The organism is Pseudomonas sp. NPDC089530 (assembly GCF_050280705.1).
GTDB lineage: Bacteria > Pseudomonadota > Gammaproteobacteria > Pseudomonadales > Pseudomonadaceae > Aquipseudomonas.
Window position 1 is genome coordinate 18838 of the sequence record NZ_JBNNVU010000030.1, and the last position, 16075, is coordinate 34912.

Below are 16075 nucleotides of genomic sequence, written 5' to 3' on the forward strand. Positions count from 1 at the left end.
GAATCACTTCTTCGCCTGATCAGATGTCTTGGTCGACGCCTTGGCGGTGGTGGTTTTCTTGGCGTCGGCTTTCTTGGCTACAGGCTTCTTGGCTGGGGCCTTTTTCGCTGGAGCGGCTTTTTTCCCGGCAACGGCTTTCTTCGTCGAAGCAGCGGGAGCGGCGGGCTTCACATCCTGCACGGCCATCAGTTCAGCGGCTGGCGGAGTCGGCTGGTTGTACTTGCTCAGCAGGGCCAGCATGGTGCTGCGCTGGGTGACGACGATTTCCACCCGACGGTTCAGCGCGCGACCCGCGGCGCTGTCGTTGGCGGCGCGAGGCATCACCGAACCCATGCCGCGCAGCATCAGGCGATCCTGCTTCAGGCCGGTGAGGCTGAAAATCGCGGCGACGGACTGCGCGCGGTCGCGGCTCAGCTTCTGGTTGTCGGCCGCGACGCCGGTGGCGTCGGCATGGCCCAGTACCAGCACGGAAGTCTTGGGGTCGGTACCCACGGTCTTGGCTACGCGGGTGAACGGGTTCAGGGTGACCGGCAGCAACATGGCCGGACGATCCGGGTTGAACGAACCGTCGACCGCAGCAATCACCACCAGGGTGTTCTCGCGGCGTTCCAGTTTCAGGCTGCTGTCCTTGATCGCTTCACGCAGGCGCGGCTCGTAGTCGTCCAGCCAGGCCTGGGTGATTTTCGGATCCGGCATCGGAATGTCTTTCACGTCTGCCTTGGTCGGGGCCTTGGGCGTCTGGTTGAAAGGCCACCACCAGTTGCCGGTGTCAGCCTTGGCAACCTTAGGCGCCGCGGTCGCCGCTTCCGCCTTGGCCTTGGCGTCGGCTACTGGCGCCTTGGTCGCGTCCTTGGCGGCATCCGAGGAAGAGAACGGCCACCACCATTTGCCGGCTTCCTCGGCCTTGGCAGCGGGTGCAGCGGAGGCGCTGGCGGCTGCCGCTTCGACCTTGGCCGCAGCAGGAGCGGTCGCGGACTTGGCGGTCGAAGCCGCGGCAGACTTGGCCGCGGAAGCTTCGCTGGCAACGGCTTTTTCGACCGGCTGCGCGGCTTCCTTGGTGGCGGCCTTATCGGAACCGAAAGACCACCAGTGGCCACCATCTGCGTCATTTTGTGGGGTTTGTGCACAACCGGTAACAGTGAGGCAAAGAGCCAAGGCTAGGGACTTGTTCGACGACATGGGATATCCACAAAATGAGATCAAATATTACGGTCTCTACGAACCGTACAAACAGACGCTTGGAAAGTATAAAAGCCACAGGGTTCCTGCCTGCAGCTTTTCAATAAGGTTTAAGCAAAAAAGTTCTGAACGGCAACTTTTTTACAGACAATCCGACAAAACCCTCACCAATTTCTGTGCTCTTGGATCCATCAAGACATAAGGGCCCAGGGTATTGGTGACAAAACCGAACGCTACATCGTACTCAGGATCGGCAAAACCGACGGAGCCACCCGCCCCCGGATGCCCGAAAGCCCGGGCGCCGAGACCGAAGGTCGCGTTGGCCACCTGCGGCTGGTCAAGCATGCAGCCCAGGCCGAAACGGGTCTGGGTCAACAGGGTCTTGTCCATGCCGACGCTGTGTTCGCGGGTCAGCTCTTGCAGCAGGTCCGCTTCCAGCAGGCTGCCATCGAGCAGGCCGCTGTAGAACCCGGCCAGGCTGCGGGCATTGCCATGGCCATTGGCCGCTGGCTGTTGCATGCGCCGCCATTCCGGCTTGTTGGTGCTGGTCATGATCGACGGTGGATTGGTGAACGCCCGGGTGGTCATGGCCGTGGGTTCGCGCATCGTCACCTGCAGCAAGCGCTGGGCGGCGGCATCGCCGACGTTGCCCTTGCCCCGGGCGATATGCGCCACGCGATAGAACTCCTCGTCGGCCAGGCCGACATGGAAGTCCAACCCCAACGGCCGGGCGACCCGCGCCACGATGGATTCCCCCGGACCACGCCCGTCAGCCCGGCGCAGCAACTCACCCACCAGCCAACCGTAGGTGATGGCGGCATAACCATGGCCTTCGCCAGGCGTCCACCAAGGAGCTTCCGCCGCCAGGGCATCGACCATGGTTTGCCAGTCGTACAGGGCCTCCGGCGCCAGCAGCTCACGCAGGGCCGGCAACCCGGCCTGGTGGCAGAGCAATTGGCGCAGGGTGATCGCGTCCTTGCCCGCCGCGGCGAACTCGGGCCAGTACCTGGCCACTGGCACGTCCAGCTGCAATTTGCCTTCGGCCACCAGTTGCAAGGCTGTGACCGCAGTGAAGGTCTTGGTGCAGGAAAACAGGTTGGCGATGGTGTCGCTGTGCCAGGCCTCGTGGCCGTCCTTGTCGGCGGTGCCGGCCCACAGGTCGACCACGGTTTCCCCGCCGATCTGAATGCACAGCGCCGCGCCACGCTCCTGGGGATCCTCGAAGAGGGCCGCGAACGCTTCGCGCACCGCCTCGAATTTAAGCTCGTAATGACCCTGAATCTGCACCCGTGACTCCCCCGCAACCCTGCTCTACAAAGTGGAGCGCATTGTTCCAGCCCTTGAAGGTTTTGGGAACAGAGGCGAGTCCGGTGACACGCCGCCGGGAAGAATTGTTCAGAAAACCGCCGGTGCTGAACGCAACACGGGCCGGCCCGCGCCAGGGGACCAGGCCCTACAGGCCTGGTTCAGCGATCAATGGCCGTTCCCCGAATGACCGCCCGCATGGCCGCCACCCTGCCCGGCGCCCTTGCCGGCATGGCCTGGCTTGCCGCCATCGGCCCCATGGCCGGCGGCCTTGTCCGCAACCACCGCGGCCTTTGCGGCGTCCTTGGCCAACTGGTCGAGGGCCAGCAGGTTGCCTTTGCGCACACTGTCGACAAAACCCTGGAACGGCACATCAGTGATGCCCACCAGACCGAAATGACCATTTTCGCCGTCCAGCAGGCGCCCGGTGACCGGTTGATCGAGGTACTGGAACCAGTGCACGCCGACAATCGAAGGCTCGCTCAATGCCTGTTTGAGGAACTGGGCATAGGCCGGGCCACGGTCCTCCTCCTTCGCCAGCTCGGTCACCCCGCCCCAGAACGGGCCGCGATCCCTGGAGCCGAAGTTGAACTCGGTGATCAGCACCGGCTTGTCCAGCGCGCTCAGCCGGGCAAAGTCGTAACCGTCCTGGGGCTTGAGGGTGTACAGGTTGAAGCTCAACACATCGCAGTACTGGGCGCAGGAAGCCACGGCCTCGGGGGTGCTGATGGCGAAACGCCCGCCCAGCAGCAGGTGGTTCGGCGCGTGCCACTGCAGCGAATCGGCAATGGTCTTGAAGTAGGTATCGGCAAAGACCTTCTGGAAGTACTGGAAGTCGGCTTCGATCTCCGGATGTTCCGGGCTCGGCAACGGCGGCTCGAACCCCGGGTCTTCCATCAGCTCCCAGGCGGTCAGGTTGATGCCCCAGGCTTTCGACAGGCCTTCCTGGTTGCGGTACTTGTCGCGCAGTTGCTTGAGGAATGCGCGCTTGGCCGGCACGTCGGTGGTCATGCGCAGCGTGCCGTAGGCCAGGGCGTAGCGTGCCTTGGGGTCGTCGCCGGGGCCGGCCCAGGCCAGTTCGTTGTCGGCGAAGTAACCGATCAGCCACGGATCGTCGCGGTGATCCCGGGCGGCAATGGCCACGGCGCGCTCGGTGGCCATGGCGAAGCGCGGATCGAACGGGTCGGGCATACCGCCCCACCAGTCGGTGCCGGTGCTGATGCTGGCGTAGTCGCCGACGATCGACAGCGGCAGGGTGTAAGGCACCCGATCGTTGAGGCCCAGGGCCGGCGCACTCCAATTGCCGATGGTGTTGAAACCCCAGGCCTGCAGGCGATCCAGGGTATGGCTGGCCCAGCGTTTCTGGTCCAGGGCCTCGGCGGGGCAAGGCGCAGTGGCCGCTGGCTCGGCGCCCGGCTCCGGCGGGGCCTCATGGGCCTCGGCCTTCGCGGCATCCGCCACGCTGCCCGGCGTACAGGGAACGCCGTAGGTACGCTGCAGGTTGGCGCCATAGAAGTCGTACCAGCGTCCGGCGTTGTAGGCACGGCCCCGGTCGGCGCCATTGCCGCCACGGTTGTCGCCTTCGCCGTAATAACCGGCCAGAGGCTCGCCGGCATTTGGCAATGGGGCGAACATCCACTCACGACCGGCGACATAGGTCTGGCTGTTCTCCGCCGCTACCGCATTGACGCCCAGGGAGTAGAACGGATGCCCCTCTGGCGTCACCAGGTACCAGCGGCCGTCGCGTTTCTCGGTGCGGAAGAAGCCGCTGGCCTTGAAGGCCGGCCCCTTGCTCCAGCCGCCGTAGGTATCCAGGGAGGCGCGCTCGCGCTCGGCCAGCCAGGTCTTCAGTTGCTGCTGCTCCTTGGCCGCGGCGGCCTTGAGCTGTTCGTCGCTGGCGACTTTCTCCGGCCACCGGGCCCGGGTCGACTGGCCATAGGCATCCACCAGCCCACCGTAGGCCGCCTTGACCACCGCGTCGCCGTCCTGCACGCCAAAACGTTCGAGCAGGATGCTCTGGGCGACTTTCGGCCGGTCCATCGACAAGGTCACCGACACCACCTGGCTGCGGTCGAGTTCGCCTTCGCTGCTGGCCAGCAGCACGCGCTGGCCGTCGAAGGTCATGGGCATCGGCGGGCCGGCCTTCATGCCCTGGCTCAGCGCCGAACTGGCGACCAGCGGCACCAGCAAGGTCTGCGCCGGACCGGCCGGCAAGTCGACCCGACTGACCAGGGTCTTGCCGTCATTGCTCTGGATCTTCACATACAAGGTCAGGGCCCAGTCCATCGCGCTCTGGATGCGCAGGCTCATGACCCCGGCCTGGGACCAGTCCCAAGCGCCGGTCTGCGGGGTCAGGCGCAGGCTGGGTTGCGCCACCGGGTTGAACGTCACCCGGCGCAGTACTTCGCCTTCGGCTGTCTGCTCCGCGTTGGATTGCGGCAGGCTGGCATCCTGTGTCGCCACCCGCACCACATCGGCGGGCCGGACAAAGTTGAACAGCGTCTGTTGGCCCACCGGCGCCGCAAGCAGCGGCGTGGCGAACAACAGGGCAAGGACAGCGGGCAACGAACGGCGAATCATAGGGACCTGGTGCTCCTTAACGGCCGGCCAGCGGCCTGTGTGCAATCAGTGGCATGCAATGGACAGCGCAGCCGGCCCGCGGGCCGGCCGTGCTCAGGAAATCTCGCGGCGGAACGGCGGCAAGGCATTGAGGATAGCCTTGCCATAACGCTGGGTGACCAGGCGCCGGTCCAGCAAGGTGATGGTGCCGCGGTCCTGCTCGGTACGCAGCAGGCGCCCGCAGGCCTGGACCAGCTTGAGCGAGGCGTCGGGCACCGAGATCTCCATGAACGGGTTGCCGCCCCGGGCCTCGATCCACTCGGCCAGCGCCGCCTCCACTGGGTCGTCCGGCACCGAGAACGGGATCTTGGCGATCACCACGTGCTCGCAGTAGGCGCCGGGCAGGTCCACACCCTCGGCGAAGCTGGCCAGGCCGAACAGCACGCTGGAATCGCCGCCGTCGACCCGCGCCTTGTGCTTGTTCAGGGTTTCCTGTTTCGACAGGTTGCCTTGAATGAACACCTGCTTGCGCCAGTCGCGGTCGAGGCCGTCGAACACGTCCTGCATCTGCTTGCGCGACGAGAACAGCACCAGGGAACCCCGCGAGCCCTCCACCAGCTCCGGCAGGTCGCGGATGATCGCCGCGGTATGGGCCGCCGCATCCCGCGGGTCGGCGCGCAGGTCGGGAACCCGCAGCACACCGGCATCGGCGTGATGGAAGGGGCTGGGCACCACCGCCGTCACAGCCTTTTTCGGCAGCCCGGCGCGCATCCGGAAGCGGTCGAACGTGCCCAGGGCGGTCAGGGTGGCGGAGGTTACCAGGGCGCCATACGCCACGTTCCACAGGTTGCGCCGGAGCATCTCCGCGGCAAGGATCGGGCTGGCGTTGACCTCGATGTCGAACAGCGAACCGCTTTCCGCCAGGGTCAGCCAGCGCGCCATCGGTGGGTTGTCTTCCGGGTCCTCGGTGGTGAAGGCGGTCCACAGCTCCCAGTTGCCCGAGGCCCGGGACAGCAGGCTGCCGAACAGCGGGTACCACTCCTCGGCCTGGTTACTGGCGATGCCAATGTTGACCTCGCCGTCCATGCCTTCCTTGAGCAGCTCGGTCAGGCGGGTGAACAGGTCGGTCAGGCGCGAGAAGCCCTTTTTCAGCTCGATGCCCATTTCCCGCATCGCGTCGGGGATCAGCCCGCCAACGAACCGATGGCGCGGCCGCTCGCGGCCTTCCATGTCTTCGCCGGTCTTGAAGTCGGCGATCTGCTCGCACATGGTGAACATGAACTGCTGCTGGGTCTTGATCTCCCGCGCCAGCTCCGGCACCTGCTCGATCAGCTTGCCCAGGTCCCCCGGCAACGGGTGCTGGGCCAGCAGTTTGGTGAGATTCTTGGCCGTCTGTTCCAGCCAGTCGGCGGTGGAACGCAGGCGGGTGTAATGGGCGAAGTGGCCGATGGCCTTGTCCGGCAGGTGGTGGCCCTCGTCGAACACATACAGGGTGTCGCGCGGGTCCGGCAACACGGCGCCACCGCCCAGGGCCAGGTCGGCCAGGACCATGTCGTGGTTAGTGACGATCACATCGACCTTGCCCATGCCTTCGCGGGCCTTGTAGAAGGCGCACTGGCCGAAGTTCGGGCAATGGCGGTTGGTGCATTGGCTGTGGTCGGTGGTCAGGCGCGCCCAGTCGGCGTCTTCCAGGGCGGTCGGCCAGCTGTCACGGTCGCCGTCCCATTTATTGCCGGCGAGCTTCTCGATCATGCTGGTGAACAGCTTCTGGCTGGCCTCGTCGACCTCGATCTTGAAGCCTTCTTCCTCGAACAGCTGGGCGGTGGCGGTCTGCGCGTGGCCTTCCTGCAGCAACATGTCGAGCTTGGACAGGCACATGTAGCGACCGCGGCCCTTGGCCAGGGAGAAGCTGAAGTTCAGCCCGCTGTTGCGCATCAGGTCAGGCAGGTCCTTGTAAACGATCTGCTCCTGCAGGGCGACGGTGGCGGTGGCGATCACCAGGCGCTTGCCGGCGGCCTTGGCGGTAGGAATCGCGGCCAGGCTGTAGGCCACGGTCTTGCCAGTACCGGTGCCGGCTTCCACGGCCACTACAGCCGGGTCGCCAGAGCGCCGGCCCTCGTCGTCGGTATCGACATCGCCCAGGACCTTGGCCACTTCGGCGATCATCAGGCGCTGGCCATAACGCGGCTTCAGGCTCTTGGCTTCGAGAAAACGCGAATAGGCGCCCTGGATCGTGGTTTTGAGTTCGTTGCTGATCATGTTCTTCGGGCGCGAGAAACGCTGGATAAATTTTCAGTGGTTCGGATCGGCCGCTATCATACCCCGCTAATTCATCCTGCGCAGAACGGAGTACCCGAATGACCGCCTTTGCCCTTGTTTATGCCCTGCATGTCCTGGCCGCCCTGGTCTGGGTCGGCGGCATGTTTTTCGCCTGGATGGTGCTGCGCCCGGCGGCGGTGGCCGCCCTTGAAGGGCCGGCGCGACTGAAGTTGTGGAGCGAAGTGTTTCCGCGGTTTTTCGTCTGGGTCTGGGTCGCGGTGGTGGTGCTGCCGATCAGCGGCGTCGGCCTGATCCACCTGCGTTTCAGCGGGTTCGAGACCGCGCCGCGCTATGTGCAGGTGATGATGGGCCTGTATGTGGTGATGACCGCGCTGTTTATCCGGATCCAGTCGTTGCAACTGCCGACGCTGCGCCAGGCGGTGGCGGACGAGGACTGGCCGGCCGGGGCGGCGACCCTGGGCAACATTCGGAAATTGGTGGGGATCAATCTGATCATCGGCCTGGTACTGGTGGCCGTGGCGGCGGCCAGGCCGATGTTCTGAGGCGGACGCCGCTAAAAAGCATCGCGGGCGGCGATCCGACTTGCCCGCGATGGCGTCAGAGCTGGCGCCTCATATTCGAAGCCTGCTTATAGACGCTGCACCGTCACCGACCCCGCAGGGCCAGCCGGCCCAACCTGGCCTTCGGCGCCAGGACGACCGCTCTTGCCGCCATCGGCACGATAGACGAAGCAACCCTTGGATTTGCCCCCGGCTCCGGGTTTGCCGCCCGCGCCGGCCAGGCCGCCGGCACCGCCATCGACCCAGACCTTGATCTGCTGCGCCGGATAATCCCGGGGCAACTCCACCCGGACCTGGGCTCCCGCCGCCCCCGGCTGGCCGTCGCCGCCGTTGTCGCCATCGGCGCCCCGCCCGGCCTGGCCCCAGGTGCAACCCGGCTCCTCACCGTTGCCACCATCGAGACCGACATAGCCCGGCGCGCCAGTACCGCCACGGGCATCCACCGACAGTTCCCCGGCCTGCAGCGAGGTGATGCGCAGATTCAGGTTGCGCCCGGGTTTGGCCGGTTTCTCGTAAGTTCCGGGAGCCCCGCGGGAGGTGATCTGGCTGCCGACGCCCAGGTCGGCATGATGGACATTCAATTGCAGGCTTTGCTCGCCAGGAACGATGGCGATCCGCGCTTCGCGCCCCAGGCGCAACTCGCCGACCTTGAGCTCGGTGACATTCGCCGGAACCAGCAAGGTGCCGTAGTCGGCCACTTCCAGGCGTTCCAGTTGCAGGCTGCTGGTGGTATTGGGCAGGCGCATCAGGGAGTTGGTCTCGACCGTCATCACCTGGGCCTGGACCAACGGGCTGCACAGCGCCGCGAGCAGACAGAGCTTACGCATGGCTGACCTCCTCGGGCTTGGCCGCCTTGAGGGTTTGCAGGTGGAAAATACCGGTCAGCAGAATCTGCAGGCGATCCCGCCAAGGGTGGGCGCGACCTTTGAGGCGGCCGTTGAACAGCAGCAACTCCAGCAGATGGACCAGCAGCAACACGCCGCCCGTCAGATTGACCAGTAAATGAATCGGATGGACCAGCGGATCGACCAGATTGACCAGCACCAGCAACCAGAACAACAGCGCCAGCACCTTGCCCAGCCCCCAAAACACCTTCATATGCCCCCCTTTTCGAGTTTTTCTTTGCGCGCACAGTAACGACTTAGGCGAGGGATAAGCCAGAGGGTGGCGAAAATTCTCCCGTCACATAAACGCTCCTGGGTAGCCCATCCCGGCCACCCAGGAATAAAGATCCGCGTGGGCGACCGCACAGGCCGCCCACGCCAGGCCGTCAGCGGTTGATCTTGATTTCCGTGCGCCGGTTCAGCGCACGGCCATCGGCCGTCTTGTTATCCGCCACCGGATGGCTTTCGCCGGCGCCGACCACCGAAACGAAACTGCTGCGTGGTACGCCCGCACTGATCAGGTACTCGGTCACCGCGTGGGCGCGTTTTTCCGAGAGGCGTTGGTTATAGGCGTCTTTGCCCACACTGTCGGTGTAGCCGGTCACATGCAGTTGCGCACTCGGGGCTTCCTGTTTCAGGCGGGTGGCGACGGTGTCGAGCTTGGCCTTGTCGGCGCCGGTCAGCTTGGCCGAGTCGAACTGGAAGTGAATGTCACGGATGACGATGGTCTCTTCCTTCACCATCGCCGGGGCCTCGACCACGGCCACCGGTTCCGGTGGGCAGCCATTGGCATCGACCTGTACGCCTTTAGGGGTGCCAGGGCACTTGTCGCGGCTGTCCGGCACGCCATCGCCATCTGCGTCGCCATCGCCATGCACCCAGCAATAACCGGCTGCGATACCGGCGCCCAGCAAGGCGCCGTACCCCGCCCAGGCGCCGCTCTCGATCGCGCCCAACCCGGCCCCGCCGACGCCCCCGACAGCGGCGCAGACCGGCCAGTCGGTTTTCTGCAAACCTGCGCAACCAGTCAACATACTGGTTAGCAGAACCAAGGGTAATGCTGTCCGAACCATGTTCATCTAGTTTTCTCCTGAGGGAATCGGCTTAGAACCGATTCCGGGAGTAAAGACCCGGCTTTAAATCTCCGCCAGCACAGGACAGTCGGGCCTTTGCGCCGCGCCGGTTCGAAAGCGCCTGTCATTTCAGACAAAACGGCTCTAGGCCCGCGAGTCCGGGCAGGCTAGTCTTGGCCACTCAAAGATTGAGGAACTTCGATGACCGCAGGTATTTCTTCGCGCACGCCCCAGCAGGCCCTGGCCGCCCTGCTCGACCGCTACGCCCCGCGACAGCTGCTGCTGATCGGCGCCAGCGGTTTTCCAGCCCTGGAAGCGTTTCGCCAGGCGCACCCGGAAACCGTCATCGCCCAGGCCGCGCCCGGCCCCTTGCCGGCGGAACTGGCGGCACGCCGTTTCGACCTGGCGCTGGCGGTCGACTGCCTGGAGCATCTGCCCAAGCGCGACGGCCTGAACCTGCTCGGCGGCATCCGCAACCTCAACGCCAGCCGTATCGCGGTGCTGGCCGACCTGAACGCCTGCGGCTGGCAGGAGACGGACTTTTTCTCCCTGGCCCTGCAGGCCAGCGAGCGTTTCCAGCGCGATGCCCAGGTGCTGACCCTGTTCACCTACGATCTGCTTGAATACAAACAAGTGCCCGACTGGCTCAACGCCAGGTTCTGGGCGAATCCGGAAAACTTCGGAAAGTACTGGTGGTAATGCAATGAGCACCTCTATTTGTCCCTGCGGCAGCGGCAACCTGCTGGATGCCTGCTGCGGCCACTACCACGCCGGCCACCCCGCGCCCTGCGCCGAGGCCCTGATGCGCTCGCGCTACAGCGCCTACGTGCTGGGCCTGGTGGATTACCTGGTGGCCACCACGCTGCCGGCGCAACAGACCGGCCTCGACCGCCAGTCCATCGGCGACTGGAGCGCGCAGAGCACCTGGCTGGGCCTGGAAGTCGAAAGCTCAGAAGTCTTCGGCGGCCAGCCGGAACACGCCTTCGTCACCTTCACCGCACGCTGGCATGACAGCCAGGGCGAACACAGCCACCGCGAACGTTCCTCCTTCGTGCAGAACAGCGGCCACTGGTATTTCATCGACCCCACCGTGCAACTCAAGGCCGGCCGCAACGACGCCTGCCCCTGCGCCAGCGGACAGAAATTCAAGAAGTGCTGCGCGAGTTATTTCACCAGTTGAGCCCACGCCCTTGCTTCGCCTCCACGGTTGCTAGGCTCAGTACAAAAAGTGGCTGCGCTCGGCCATGCTGCGTTGAAAACAGGCTCGGAATGCTCATGTAGGCCCCTACACTCCGCTTCCTCGCCTGTTTTCGCCTTGCCTGACCTTCGCTCGCCGACTTTTCGTACAGACCCTAGACTGGGGGTTCAAACGGAGTAATGGCATGGTCGCTCAGCTGCGCGCACTAAGGACATTCGGGCTACTCATGGCGCTGGCGCTTTCGGGCTGCGCCTCGTGGTTCGGCGACGACACCCTCGACCCGCAGGTGCACCTGGTCAAGGTCGAGGTGATCAAGGCGAACTTGCTGGAGCAGCGCTTGCGCCTGCACTTTCGCGTCGACAACCCCAACGACGCCGACCTGACCGTCCGCGCCCTGGAATACCGGGTTCAGCTGGACGACGTATTGCTGGCCGAGGGCGAATACGAACACTGGTTCACCATCGACCCCAAGCACAGCGCCTACTTCCAGGTGCCGGTGCGCACCAACCTGTGGCCACAGGTACGCCAGGTGATGAAATGGTTGAAGCAACCGCAGCAACCGATTCCCTATCGCCTGGAAGGCCTGCTGGAAACCGGATTATTCATCGGCCATGACGTGCACCTGGCGCGCAAAGGCGAGATAATTCCCGCCGATTTAATTCCGGAGCTATCTCGATGACCCAGCAACCCCATGTCCATGGCCCTGACTGCAACCACGATCATGACCACCACGATCACGATCACGGCCATGTTCACGGTCCGCATTGCAACCACGCCCCCCAGGAGCCGGTGCGCAACGCCTTGAAAGATGTCGGCCGCAACGACCCTTGCCCCTGCGGCAGCAACAAGAAATTCAAGAAGTGCCACGGCGCCTGATGCCGTAACGCCCTGTCCTTTGTAGGAGCGAAGTTTGCTCGCGATGAATGCTGGCGCAGTGTTTCAGGCACTCCGCGGCGTCTGGATCGCGGGCAAGCCTCGCTCCTACCGGTCATGTGGCAGGATCTGCCTCGAATCGATCACCGTCGCATACTCGCCATGCAGGTTGCCCAGCGACATGGCATGCACCTCTTCGGCGCTGTGGGGCCGGCCGAAAAAGTCGGGCTTGTCGAAGGTGTAGCAGGCGTCCTCCACCACCCAGGTGTCGAACCCCAGATTACCGGCGGTCCGCGCCGTCGCTTCCACCGAGTTGTTCGTCGCCACGCCGACGATCACCAGTTGCCCGATCCCGGCCTTGCGTAAGTCCGCCTCCTGGCTCGTGGCGCAGAAGGCATCCGGTACCTGCTTCTGAATCACCGCCTCAGCCCCTTGTGGCATGAAACGCTGCTGAAACTCCACCCCCGACTGCCCCGGCCAGAACACCGACTGCTCGCTGCGTGACAAGTGCTGCACATGAATCAGCGGCCGCGCCGTCTGGCGCCAGTAAGCCAGCAGTTCGGCAATGCGCTCCTCGGCTTCGGGATTGTTACGCCGCCCGAGCCTGGGTTGCAGGATGCCCTGTTGCTGATCGATCAGGATCAACGCCGCGTTCGTCTGAAGCTCCATGCTGACTTTTCCTATGCCTGGTCATTGAATTCTGCCCACTCCAGCATCACCTCACCTGACAGGCAAGCCGTCGCACGTAGACCGGACAACCGAATACCGCTGTCTGCTGTCCGTAACCGAATGTCCTTTCGCTTATCTGGAGCGTTCCATGATCGATCTGTATTACTGGACCACCCCCAACGGCCACAAGATCTCCCTGTTCCTCGAAGAAACCGGCCTGCCCTACACCGTACATCCGGTCAACATCGGCCAGGGCGAGCAGTTCAAGCCCGAATTCCTGAAGATCGCGCCGAACAACCGGATCCCCGCCATCGTCGACCATCAGCCGGTCGACGGCGGGGCCCCGCTGTCGCTGTTCGAGTCCGGGGCCATTCTGCTGTACCTGGCGGAAAAGACCGGGCGCTTCCTGCCCAAGGACCTGCGTGGCCGTCAGGAAGCCCTGCAATGGCTGTTCTGGCAAATGGGCGGCCTGGGGCCGATGGCCGGGCAGAACCATCACTTCAGCCGGTTCGCCCCGGAGAAGATCCCTTACGCGATCAAACGCTACGTCGATGAAACCGCCCGCTTGTACGGCGTGCTCGACCGCCGCCTGGCGGACCGTGATTTCGTCGCCGGCAACGAGTACAGCATCGCCGACATGGCGATCTATCCATGGATCGTTTCCCATCAGTGGCAAAGCCAGAACCTGGAAGACTTCCCCCACCTGCAGCGCTGGTTCAACCGCATCCTCGATCGCCCGGCAACCGCGCGCGCCTACGCCATCATCGGTCAGGTCAACCCGCCGAAATCCTGAGGTCGGCCAACCGGCCAGCATCGGCGGCTGCTCCGTTTCGGGCAGCCGCCCGGTGGCCGGCGACGGCTATTTATCCGGCCACGCAGAAATACTCTCGGCCCCGGCTTGCGCGGCACTCGCCTGCTCACTAACGTAGCGCCTTTATTGACGCTACCCCCCGCAGGAGCTTTGCCATGGCCTCGCCAGCCTTCTCACATTTTCTTCCCCGGTTCGGCGTTGCCGCGGCAGTGGCCGGCGTTCTCAGCCTGGCCGGTTGCCAGTCATGGAACACCCAGGACAGCCTGCCCCCGACCTCCGGCGTACAGCCGCTCAAGGGCCTGGCCCAGAACGTTTCGGTGCGGCGCAATGCCATGGGCATGCCGCTAATTGAAAGCAGCAGCTTCCACGATGCGCTGTTCGCCCTGGGTTACGTGCACGCCGGCGACCGCCTCAACCAGATGGTGACCCTGCGCCTGCTGGCCCAGGGCCGGCTGGCGGAAATGTCCGGTGCCGACGCGCTGGACGTCGACCGCTACATGCGCGCGGTCAACCTGAAAAACACTGCCGGCGAGCTGTACAAGGCTTCCTCACCACGGATCAAGCGCTTCTTCGAGGTCTATGCCCGCGGGGTCAACGCCTACCTGTTCCGTTACCGCGACAAGCTGCCGCCGGACCTGGCCGCCACTGGCTACAAGCCCGAATACTGGAAACCGGAAGATTCGGTGCTGATCTTCTGCCTGCTGAACTTCAGCCAGTCGGCCAACCTACCGGAAGAAATCAACGCCCTGCTGCTGGCGCAGAAAGTCGGCGCCGACAAACTCGCCTGGCTGACCCCGAGCTACCCGGACGAAGCGTTGCCCCTGGCCGAAAGCGACAAGCTCAAGGGCCTCAACCTGAACATCCCGGGCCTGGGTGAAATCGGCAGCGCCGCCAGCAAACTGGGCGAGCTCAACCCGCTGAGCGTGACCGGCGCCAGCCACTGGGCCATCGCCCCGCAGCGCAGCCGCAGCGGCCGCAGCCTGCTGGCCGCCGACAGCCAGTCGCCGGCGTGGAACCTGGTGCAGATCCGCGCCCCCAAATACCAGGCCGCGGGCGCCTCGATCGCCGGCCTGCCGATGATCGTCCAGGGCTTCAACGGCAAGGTCGCCTGGAGCCTGACCTCGGTCGCCGGCGACAATCAGGACCTGTTCCTGGAAAAACTCAAGCGCCAGGGCAACGCACTGTATTACGAGGCCAACGGCAAATGGCTGCCGGCCGTGGTGCGCAACGAAACCTACTTCGTCAAAGGCCAGCGGCCGATTCGCGAGGCGGTCTATGAAACCCGCCACGGCGCCCTGCTCAACAGCGCCAGCAATCTCAACGGCGGCTACGGCCTGGCCCTGCAACAGCCGAACCTTGCGGACGACAAGAGCCTGGACGCCTTCTTCGACCTGTCCCGGGCGCAGAACGTGGAGCAAGCCTCCGACGCCAGCCGCGAGATCCGCGCCATCGGCCTGAACATGCTGTTCGCCGATGCCAGCCATATCGGCTGGCAGGTCACCGGCCGCTTCCCCAACCGCCGCGAAGGCGAAGGCCTGCTGCCATCGCCGGGCTGGGACGGCCGCTACGACTGGGACGGTTATGCCGATCCGATGCTCCACCCCTATGACCAGGACCCAGCCCAGGGCTGGCTGGGTACCGCCAACCAGCGGGTCATCCCCCACGGTTACGGCATGCAGCTGTCCAACTCCTGGTACTACCCGGAACGTGGCGAGCGCCTGGCCGAACTGGCCGGCAGCGGCAAACACGACAGCCGCAGCATGATCGCCATGCAGTACGACCAGAACACCCCCTTCGCCGCCAAGCTGAAGAAGATGTTCGAAGCCCCTGGCATGGCGCAGCCGCTGAAGAAGGCCATCGAGGCCCTGCCCGAAGCGGACCGCGGCAAGGCCCGCGAGGCCTACAGCCGCCTGATGGCGTTCGACGGCAAACTCAGCCCGGCGTCGGCCGACGCGGCGCTCTATGAGCTGTTCCTGCAGGAAAGCGCCCGGCTGATCTTCCTTGACAAGCTGGGCCCGGAATCCGGCCCGGCCTGGAAAGCCTTCGTCGCCAACGGTGCGCTCTCCTACTCGGCCCAGGCCGACCACCTGCTGGGCCAGGAAGACAGCCCGTTCTGGGATGACAGCCGTACCCCGCAGAAGGAAGACAAACCGACGATCCTCGCCCGCAGCCTGGCCGCCGCCATCAGCGCCGGTGAACGCCAGCTCGGCAGCGACCGCAGATCCTGGCAGTGGGGCAAGCTGCACGCTTATAGCTGGAAGAACGCCAACGGCCAGGTCGTTCGCGGGCCGCTGGCGGCCGGTGGCGATCACAGCACCCTGAACAGTTCGCCATACGCCTGGGGCCAGGACTTCGCCGTGACCCAGGCCCCGGCGCTGCGCCTGATCGTTGATTTCAGCCAGAGCGAGCCGCTGAGCGTGATGAACAGCAGCGGCCAATCCGGCAATCCGGCCAGCCCGAACTACCTGAATGGCATCGACGGCTGGCTCAAGGGCCAGTACCTGAACTTCCCGCTGCAGCCGCAGAACTTCGACCGTCTCTACGGCAAGACCCGCCTGACCCTGACGCCAGGCAAGTAACGCCCACCCGCCCACCTCTCGCACAGGGGTGGGCGGGCTGTCACCGCACTTCCCGCTCCCTCCTCCGCCACTTCCCGACGACTGCCCTCCTTTTGGGCAGGACCA

General features: G+C 64.8%; 15 protein-coding genes. 7 read left to right on the forward strand and 8 right to left on the reverse strand.

The window, feature by feature from the left end; all coding sequences use genetic code 11:
- Nucleotides 1–3: 3 nt before the first annotated feature.
- The 4 genes from ACQKQA_RS13855 to dinG form a co-directional block, all read right to left on the reverse strand.
- Nucleotides 4–1179 carry an OmpA family protein gene (locus ACQKQA_RS13855; RefSeq protein ID WP_427558155.1) on the reverse strand — a complete coding sequence of 392 codons (1176 nt, stop codon included), beginning with the start codon at nt 1177–1179 and terminating at the stop codon, nt 4–6.
- 141 nt (nt 1180–1320) lie between these two features.
- Nucleotides 1321–2466, reverse strand: coding sequence for a serine hydrolase domain-containing protein (locus ACQKQA_RS13860; protein ID WP_427558158.1), 1146 nt, complete (start codon nt 2464–2466; stop codon nt 1321–1323).
- A 186-nt stretch (nt 2467–2652) separates the two neighbouring features.
- Nucleotides 2653–5064: a beta-agarase gene (locus tag ACQKQA_RS13865; RefSeq protein WP_427558161.1), complete on the reverse strand. Its 2412-nt coding sequence runs from the start codon at nt 5062–5064 to the stop codon at nt 2653–2655.
- A 93-nt stretch (nt 5065–5157) separates the two neighbouring features.
- Nucleotides 5158–7302 carry an ATP-dependent DNA helicase DinG gene (dinG, locus tag ACQKQA_RS13870; RefSeq protein WP_427558163.1) on the reverse strand — a complete coding sequence of 715 codons (2145 nt, stop codon included), beginning with the start codon at nt 7300–7302 and terminating at the stop codon, nt 5158–5160.
- 98 nt (nt 7303–7400) lie between these two features.
- Here dinG and ACQKQA_RS13875 point away from each other — a divergent pair, with 98 nt between their 5' ends.
- A complete protein-coding gene (locus tag ACQKQA_RS13875; RefSeq protein WP_427558166.1) occupies nt 7401–7865 on the forward strand; it encodes a CopD family protein in 465 nt (154 codons plus the stop codon).
- 86 nt (nt 7866–7951) lie between these two features.
- Here the strand turns inward: ACQKQA_RS13875 and ACQKQA_RS13880 are convergent, their stop codons facing one another.
- From ACQKQA_RS13880 to ACQKQA_RS13890, 3 genes are all read right to left on the reverse strand, one after another.
- A complete protein-coding gene (locus tag ACQKQA_RS13880; RefSeq protein ID WP_427558169.1) occupies nt 7952–8710 on the reverse strand; it encodes a collagen-like protein in 759 nt (252 codons plus the stop codon).
- On the reverse strand, nt 8703–8981 hold the full coding sequence (locus tag ACQKQA_RS13885; RefSeq protein ID WP_427558172.1) for a DUF1145 domain-containing protein: 279 nt from the start codon (nt 8979–8981) through the stop codon (nt 8703–8705). The genes ACQKQA_RS13880 and ACQKQA_RS13885 overlap by 8 nt, the downstream gene beginning before the upstream one ends.
- Nucleotides 8982–9153: 172 nt before the next feature.
- Nucleotides 9154–9846 carry an OmpA family protein gene (locus tag ACQKQA_RS13890; RefSeq protein WP_427558175.1) on the reverse strand — a complete coding sequence of 231 codons (693 nt, stop codon included), beginning with the start codon at nt 9844–9846 and terminating at the stop codon, nt 9154–9156.
- 195 nt (nt 9847–10041) lie between these two features.
- Between ACQKQA_RS13890 and ACQKQA_RS13895 the strand changes: the two genes are divergently transcribed.
- The 4 genes from ACQKQA_RS13895 to ACQKQA_RS13910 all read left to right on the forward strand — a co-directional run bounded on the left by ACQKQA_RS13895 (nt 10042) and on the right by ACQKQA_RS13910 (nt 11914).
- A complete protein-coding gene (locus ACQKQA_RS13895; protein ID WP_427558178.1) occupies nt 10042–10539 on the forward strand; it encodes a DUF6231 family protein in 498 nt (165 codons plus the stop codon).
- Nucleotides 10540–10543: 4 nt separating this feature from the next.
- On the forward strand, nt 10544–11020 hold the full coding sequence (locus ACQKQA_RS13900; protein ID WP_427558181.1) for a YchJ family protein: 477 nt from the start codon (nt 10544–10546) through the stop codon (nt 11018–11020).
- A 202-nt stretch (nt 11021–11222) separates the two neighbouring features.
- The gene (locus ACQKQA_RS13905; RefSeq protein WP_427558184.1) at nt 11223–11717 is read left to right on the forward strand and encodes an LEA type 2 family protein; all 495 of its coding nucleotides are present in this window, start codon (nt 11223–11225) and stop codon (nt 11715–11717) included.
- Nucleotides 11714–11914, forward strand: coding sequence for an SEC-C metal-binding domain-containing protein (locus tag ACQKQA_RS13910; protein ID WP_301841300.1), 201 nt, complete (start codon nt 11714–11716; stop codon nt 11912–11914). The genes ACQKQA_RS13905 and ACQKQA_RS13910 overlap by 4 nt, the downstream gene beginning before the upstream one ends.
- A gap of 105 nt (nt 11915–12019) precedes the next feature.
- On the opposite strand, the gene ACQKQA_RS13915 is transcribed toward ACQKQA_RS13910, so the two are convergent.
- Nucleotides 12020–12580 carry a cysteine hydrolase family protein gene (locus ACQKQA_RS13915; RefSeq protein WP_427558186.1) on the reverse strand — a complete coding sequence of 187 codons (561 nt, stop codon included), beginning with the start codon at nt 12578–12580 and terminating at the stop codon, nt 12020–12022.
- A gap of 148 nt (nt 12581–12728) precedes the next feature.
- On the opposite strand from ACQKQA_RS13915, the gene ACQKQA_RS13920 reads away from it, so the two are divergent.
- Complete coding sequence (locus tag ACQKQA_RS13920) at nt 12729–13373, forward strand: glutathione binding-like protein (RefSeq protein WP_427558189.1); 645 nt, start codon at nt 12729–12731, stop codon at nt 13371–13373.
- 173 nt (nt 13374–13546) lie between these two features.
- The gene (locus ACQKQA_RS13925; protein WP_427558191.1) at nt 13547–15970 is read left to right on the forward strand and encodes a penicillin acylase family protein; all 2424 of its coding nucleotides are present in this window, start codon (nt 13547–13549) and stop codon (nt 15968–15970) included.
- Nucleotides 15971–16075: the final 105 nt, after the last annotated feature.

Bases quoted from the DNA above. Each gene is read 5' to 3' on its own strand.
- ACQKQA_RS13875 (WP_427558166.1), top strand. From the start codon at position 7,401: ATGACCGCCTTTGCCCTTGTTTATGCCCTGCATGTCCTGGCCGCCCTG.
- ACQKQA_RS13855 (WP_427558155.1), bottom strand. From the start codon at position 1,179: ATGTCGTCGAACAAGTCCCTAGCCTTGGCTCTTTGCCTCACTGTTACC.
- ACQKQA_RS13895 (WP_427558178.1), top strand. From the start codon at position 10,042: ATGACCGCAGGTATTTCTTCGCGCACGCCCCAGCAGGCCCTGGCCGCC.
- ACQKQA_RS13880 (WP_427558169.1), bottom strand. From the start codon at position 8,710: ATGCGTAAGCTCTGTCTGCTCGCGGCGCTGTGCAGCCCGTTGGTCCAG.
- ACQKQA_RS13915 (WP_427558186.1), bottom strand. From the start codon at position 12,580: ATGGAGCTTCAGACGAACGCGGCGTTGATCCTGATCGATCAGCAACAG.
- ACQKQA_RS13885 (WP_427558172.1), bottom strand. From the start codon at position 8,981: ATGAAGGTGTTTTGGGGGCTGGGCAAGGTGCTGGCGCTGTTGTTCTGG.
- ACQKQA_RS13910 (WP_301841300.1), top strand. From the start codon at position 11,714: ATGACCCAGCAACCCCATGTCCATGGCCCTGACTGCAACCACGATCAT.
- ACQKQA_RS13865 (WP_427558161.1), bottom strand. From the start codon at position 5,064: ATGATTCGCCGTTCGTTGCCCGCTGTCCTTGCCCTGTTGTTCGCCACG.
- ACQKQA_RS13925 (WP_427558191.1), top strand. From the start codon at position 13,547: ATGGCCTCGCCAGCCTTCTCACATTTTCTTCCCCGGTTCGGCGTTGCC.
- ACQKQA_RS13905 (WP_427558184.1), top strand. From the start codon at position 11,223: ATGGTCGCTCAGCTGCGCGCACTAAGGACATTCGGGCTACTCATGGCG.
- ACQKQA_RS13900 (WP_427558181.1), top strand. From the start codon at position 10,544: ATGAGCACCTCTATTTGTCCCTGCGGCAGCGGCAACCTGCTGGATGCC.
- ACQKQA_RS13920 (WP_427558189.1), top strand. From the start codon at position 12,729: ATGATCGATCTGTATTACTGGACCACCCCCAACGGCCACAAGATCTCC.
- dinG (WP_427558163.1), bottom strand. From the start codon at position 7,302: ATGATCAGCAACGAACTCAAAACCACGATCCAGGGCGCCTATTCGCGT.
- ACQKQA_RS13890 (WP_427558175.1), bottom strand. From the start codon at position 9,846: ATGAACATGGTTCGGACAGCATTACCCTTGGTTCTGCTAACCAGTATG.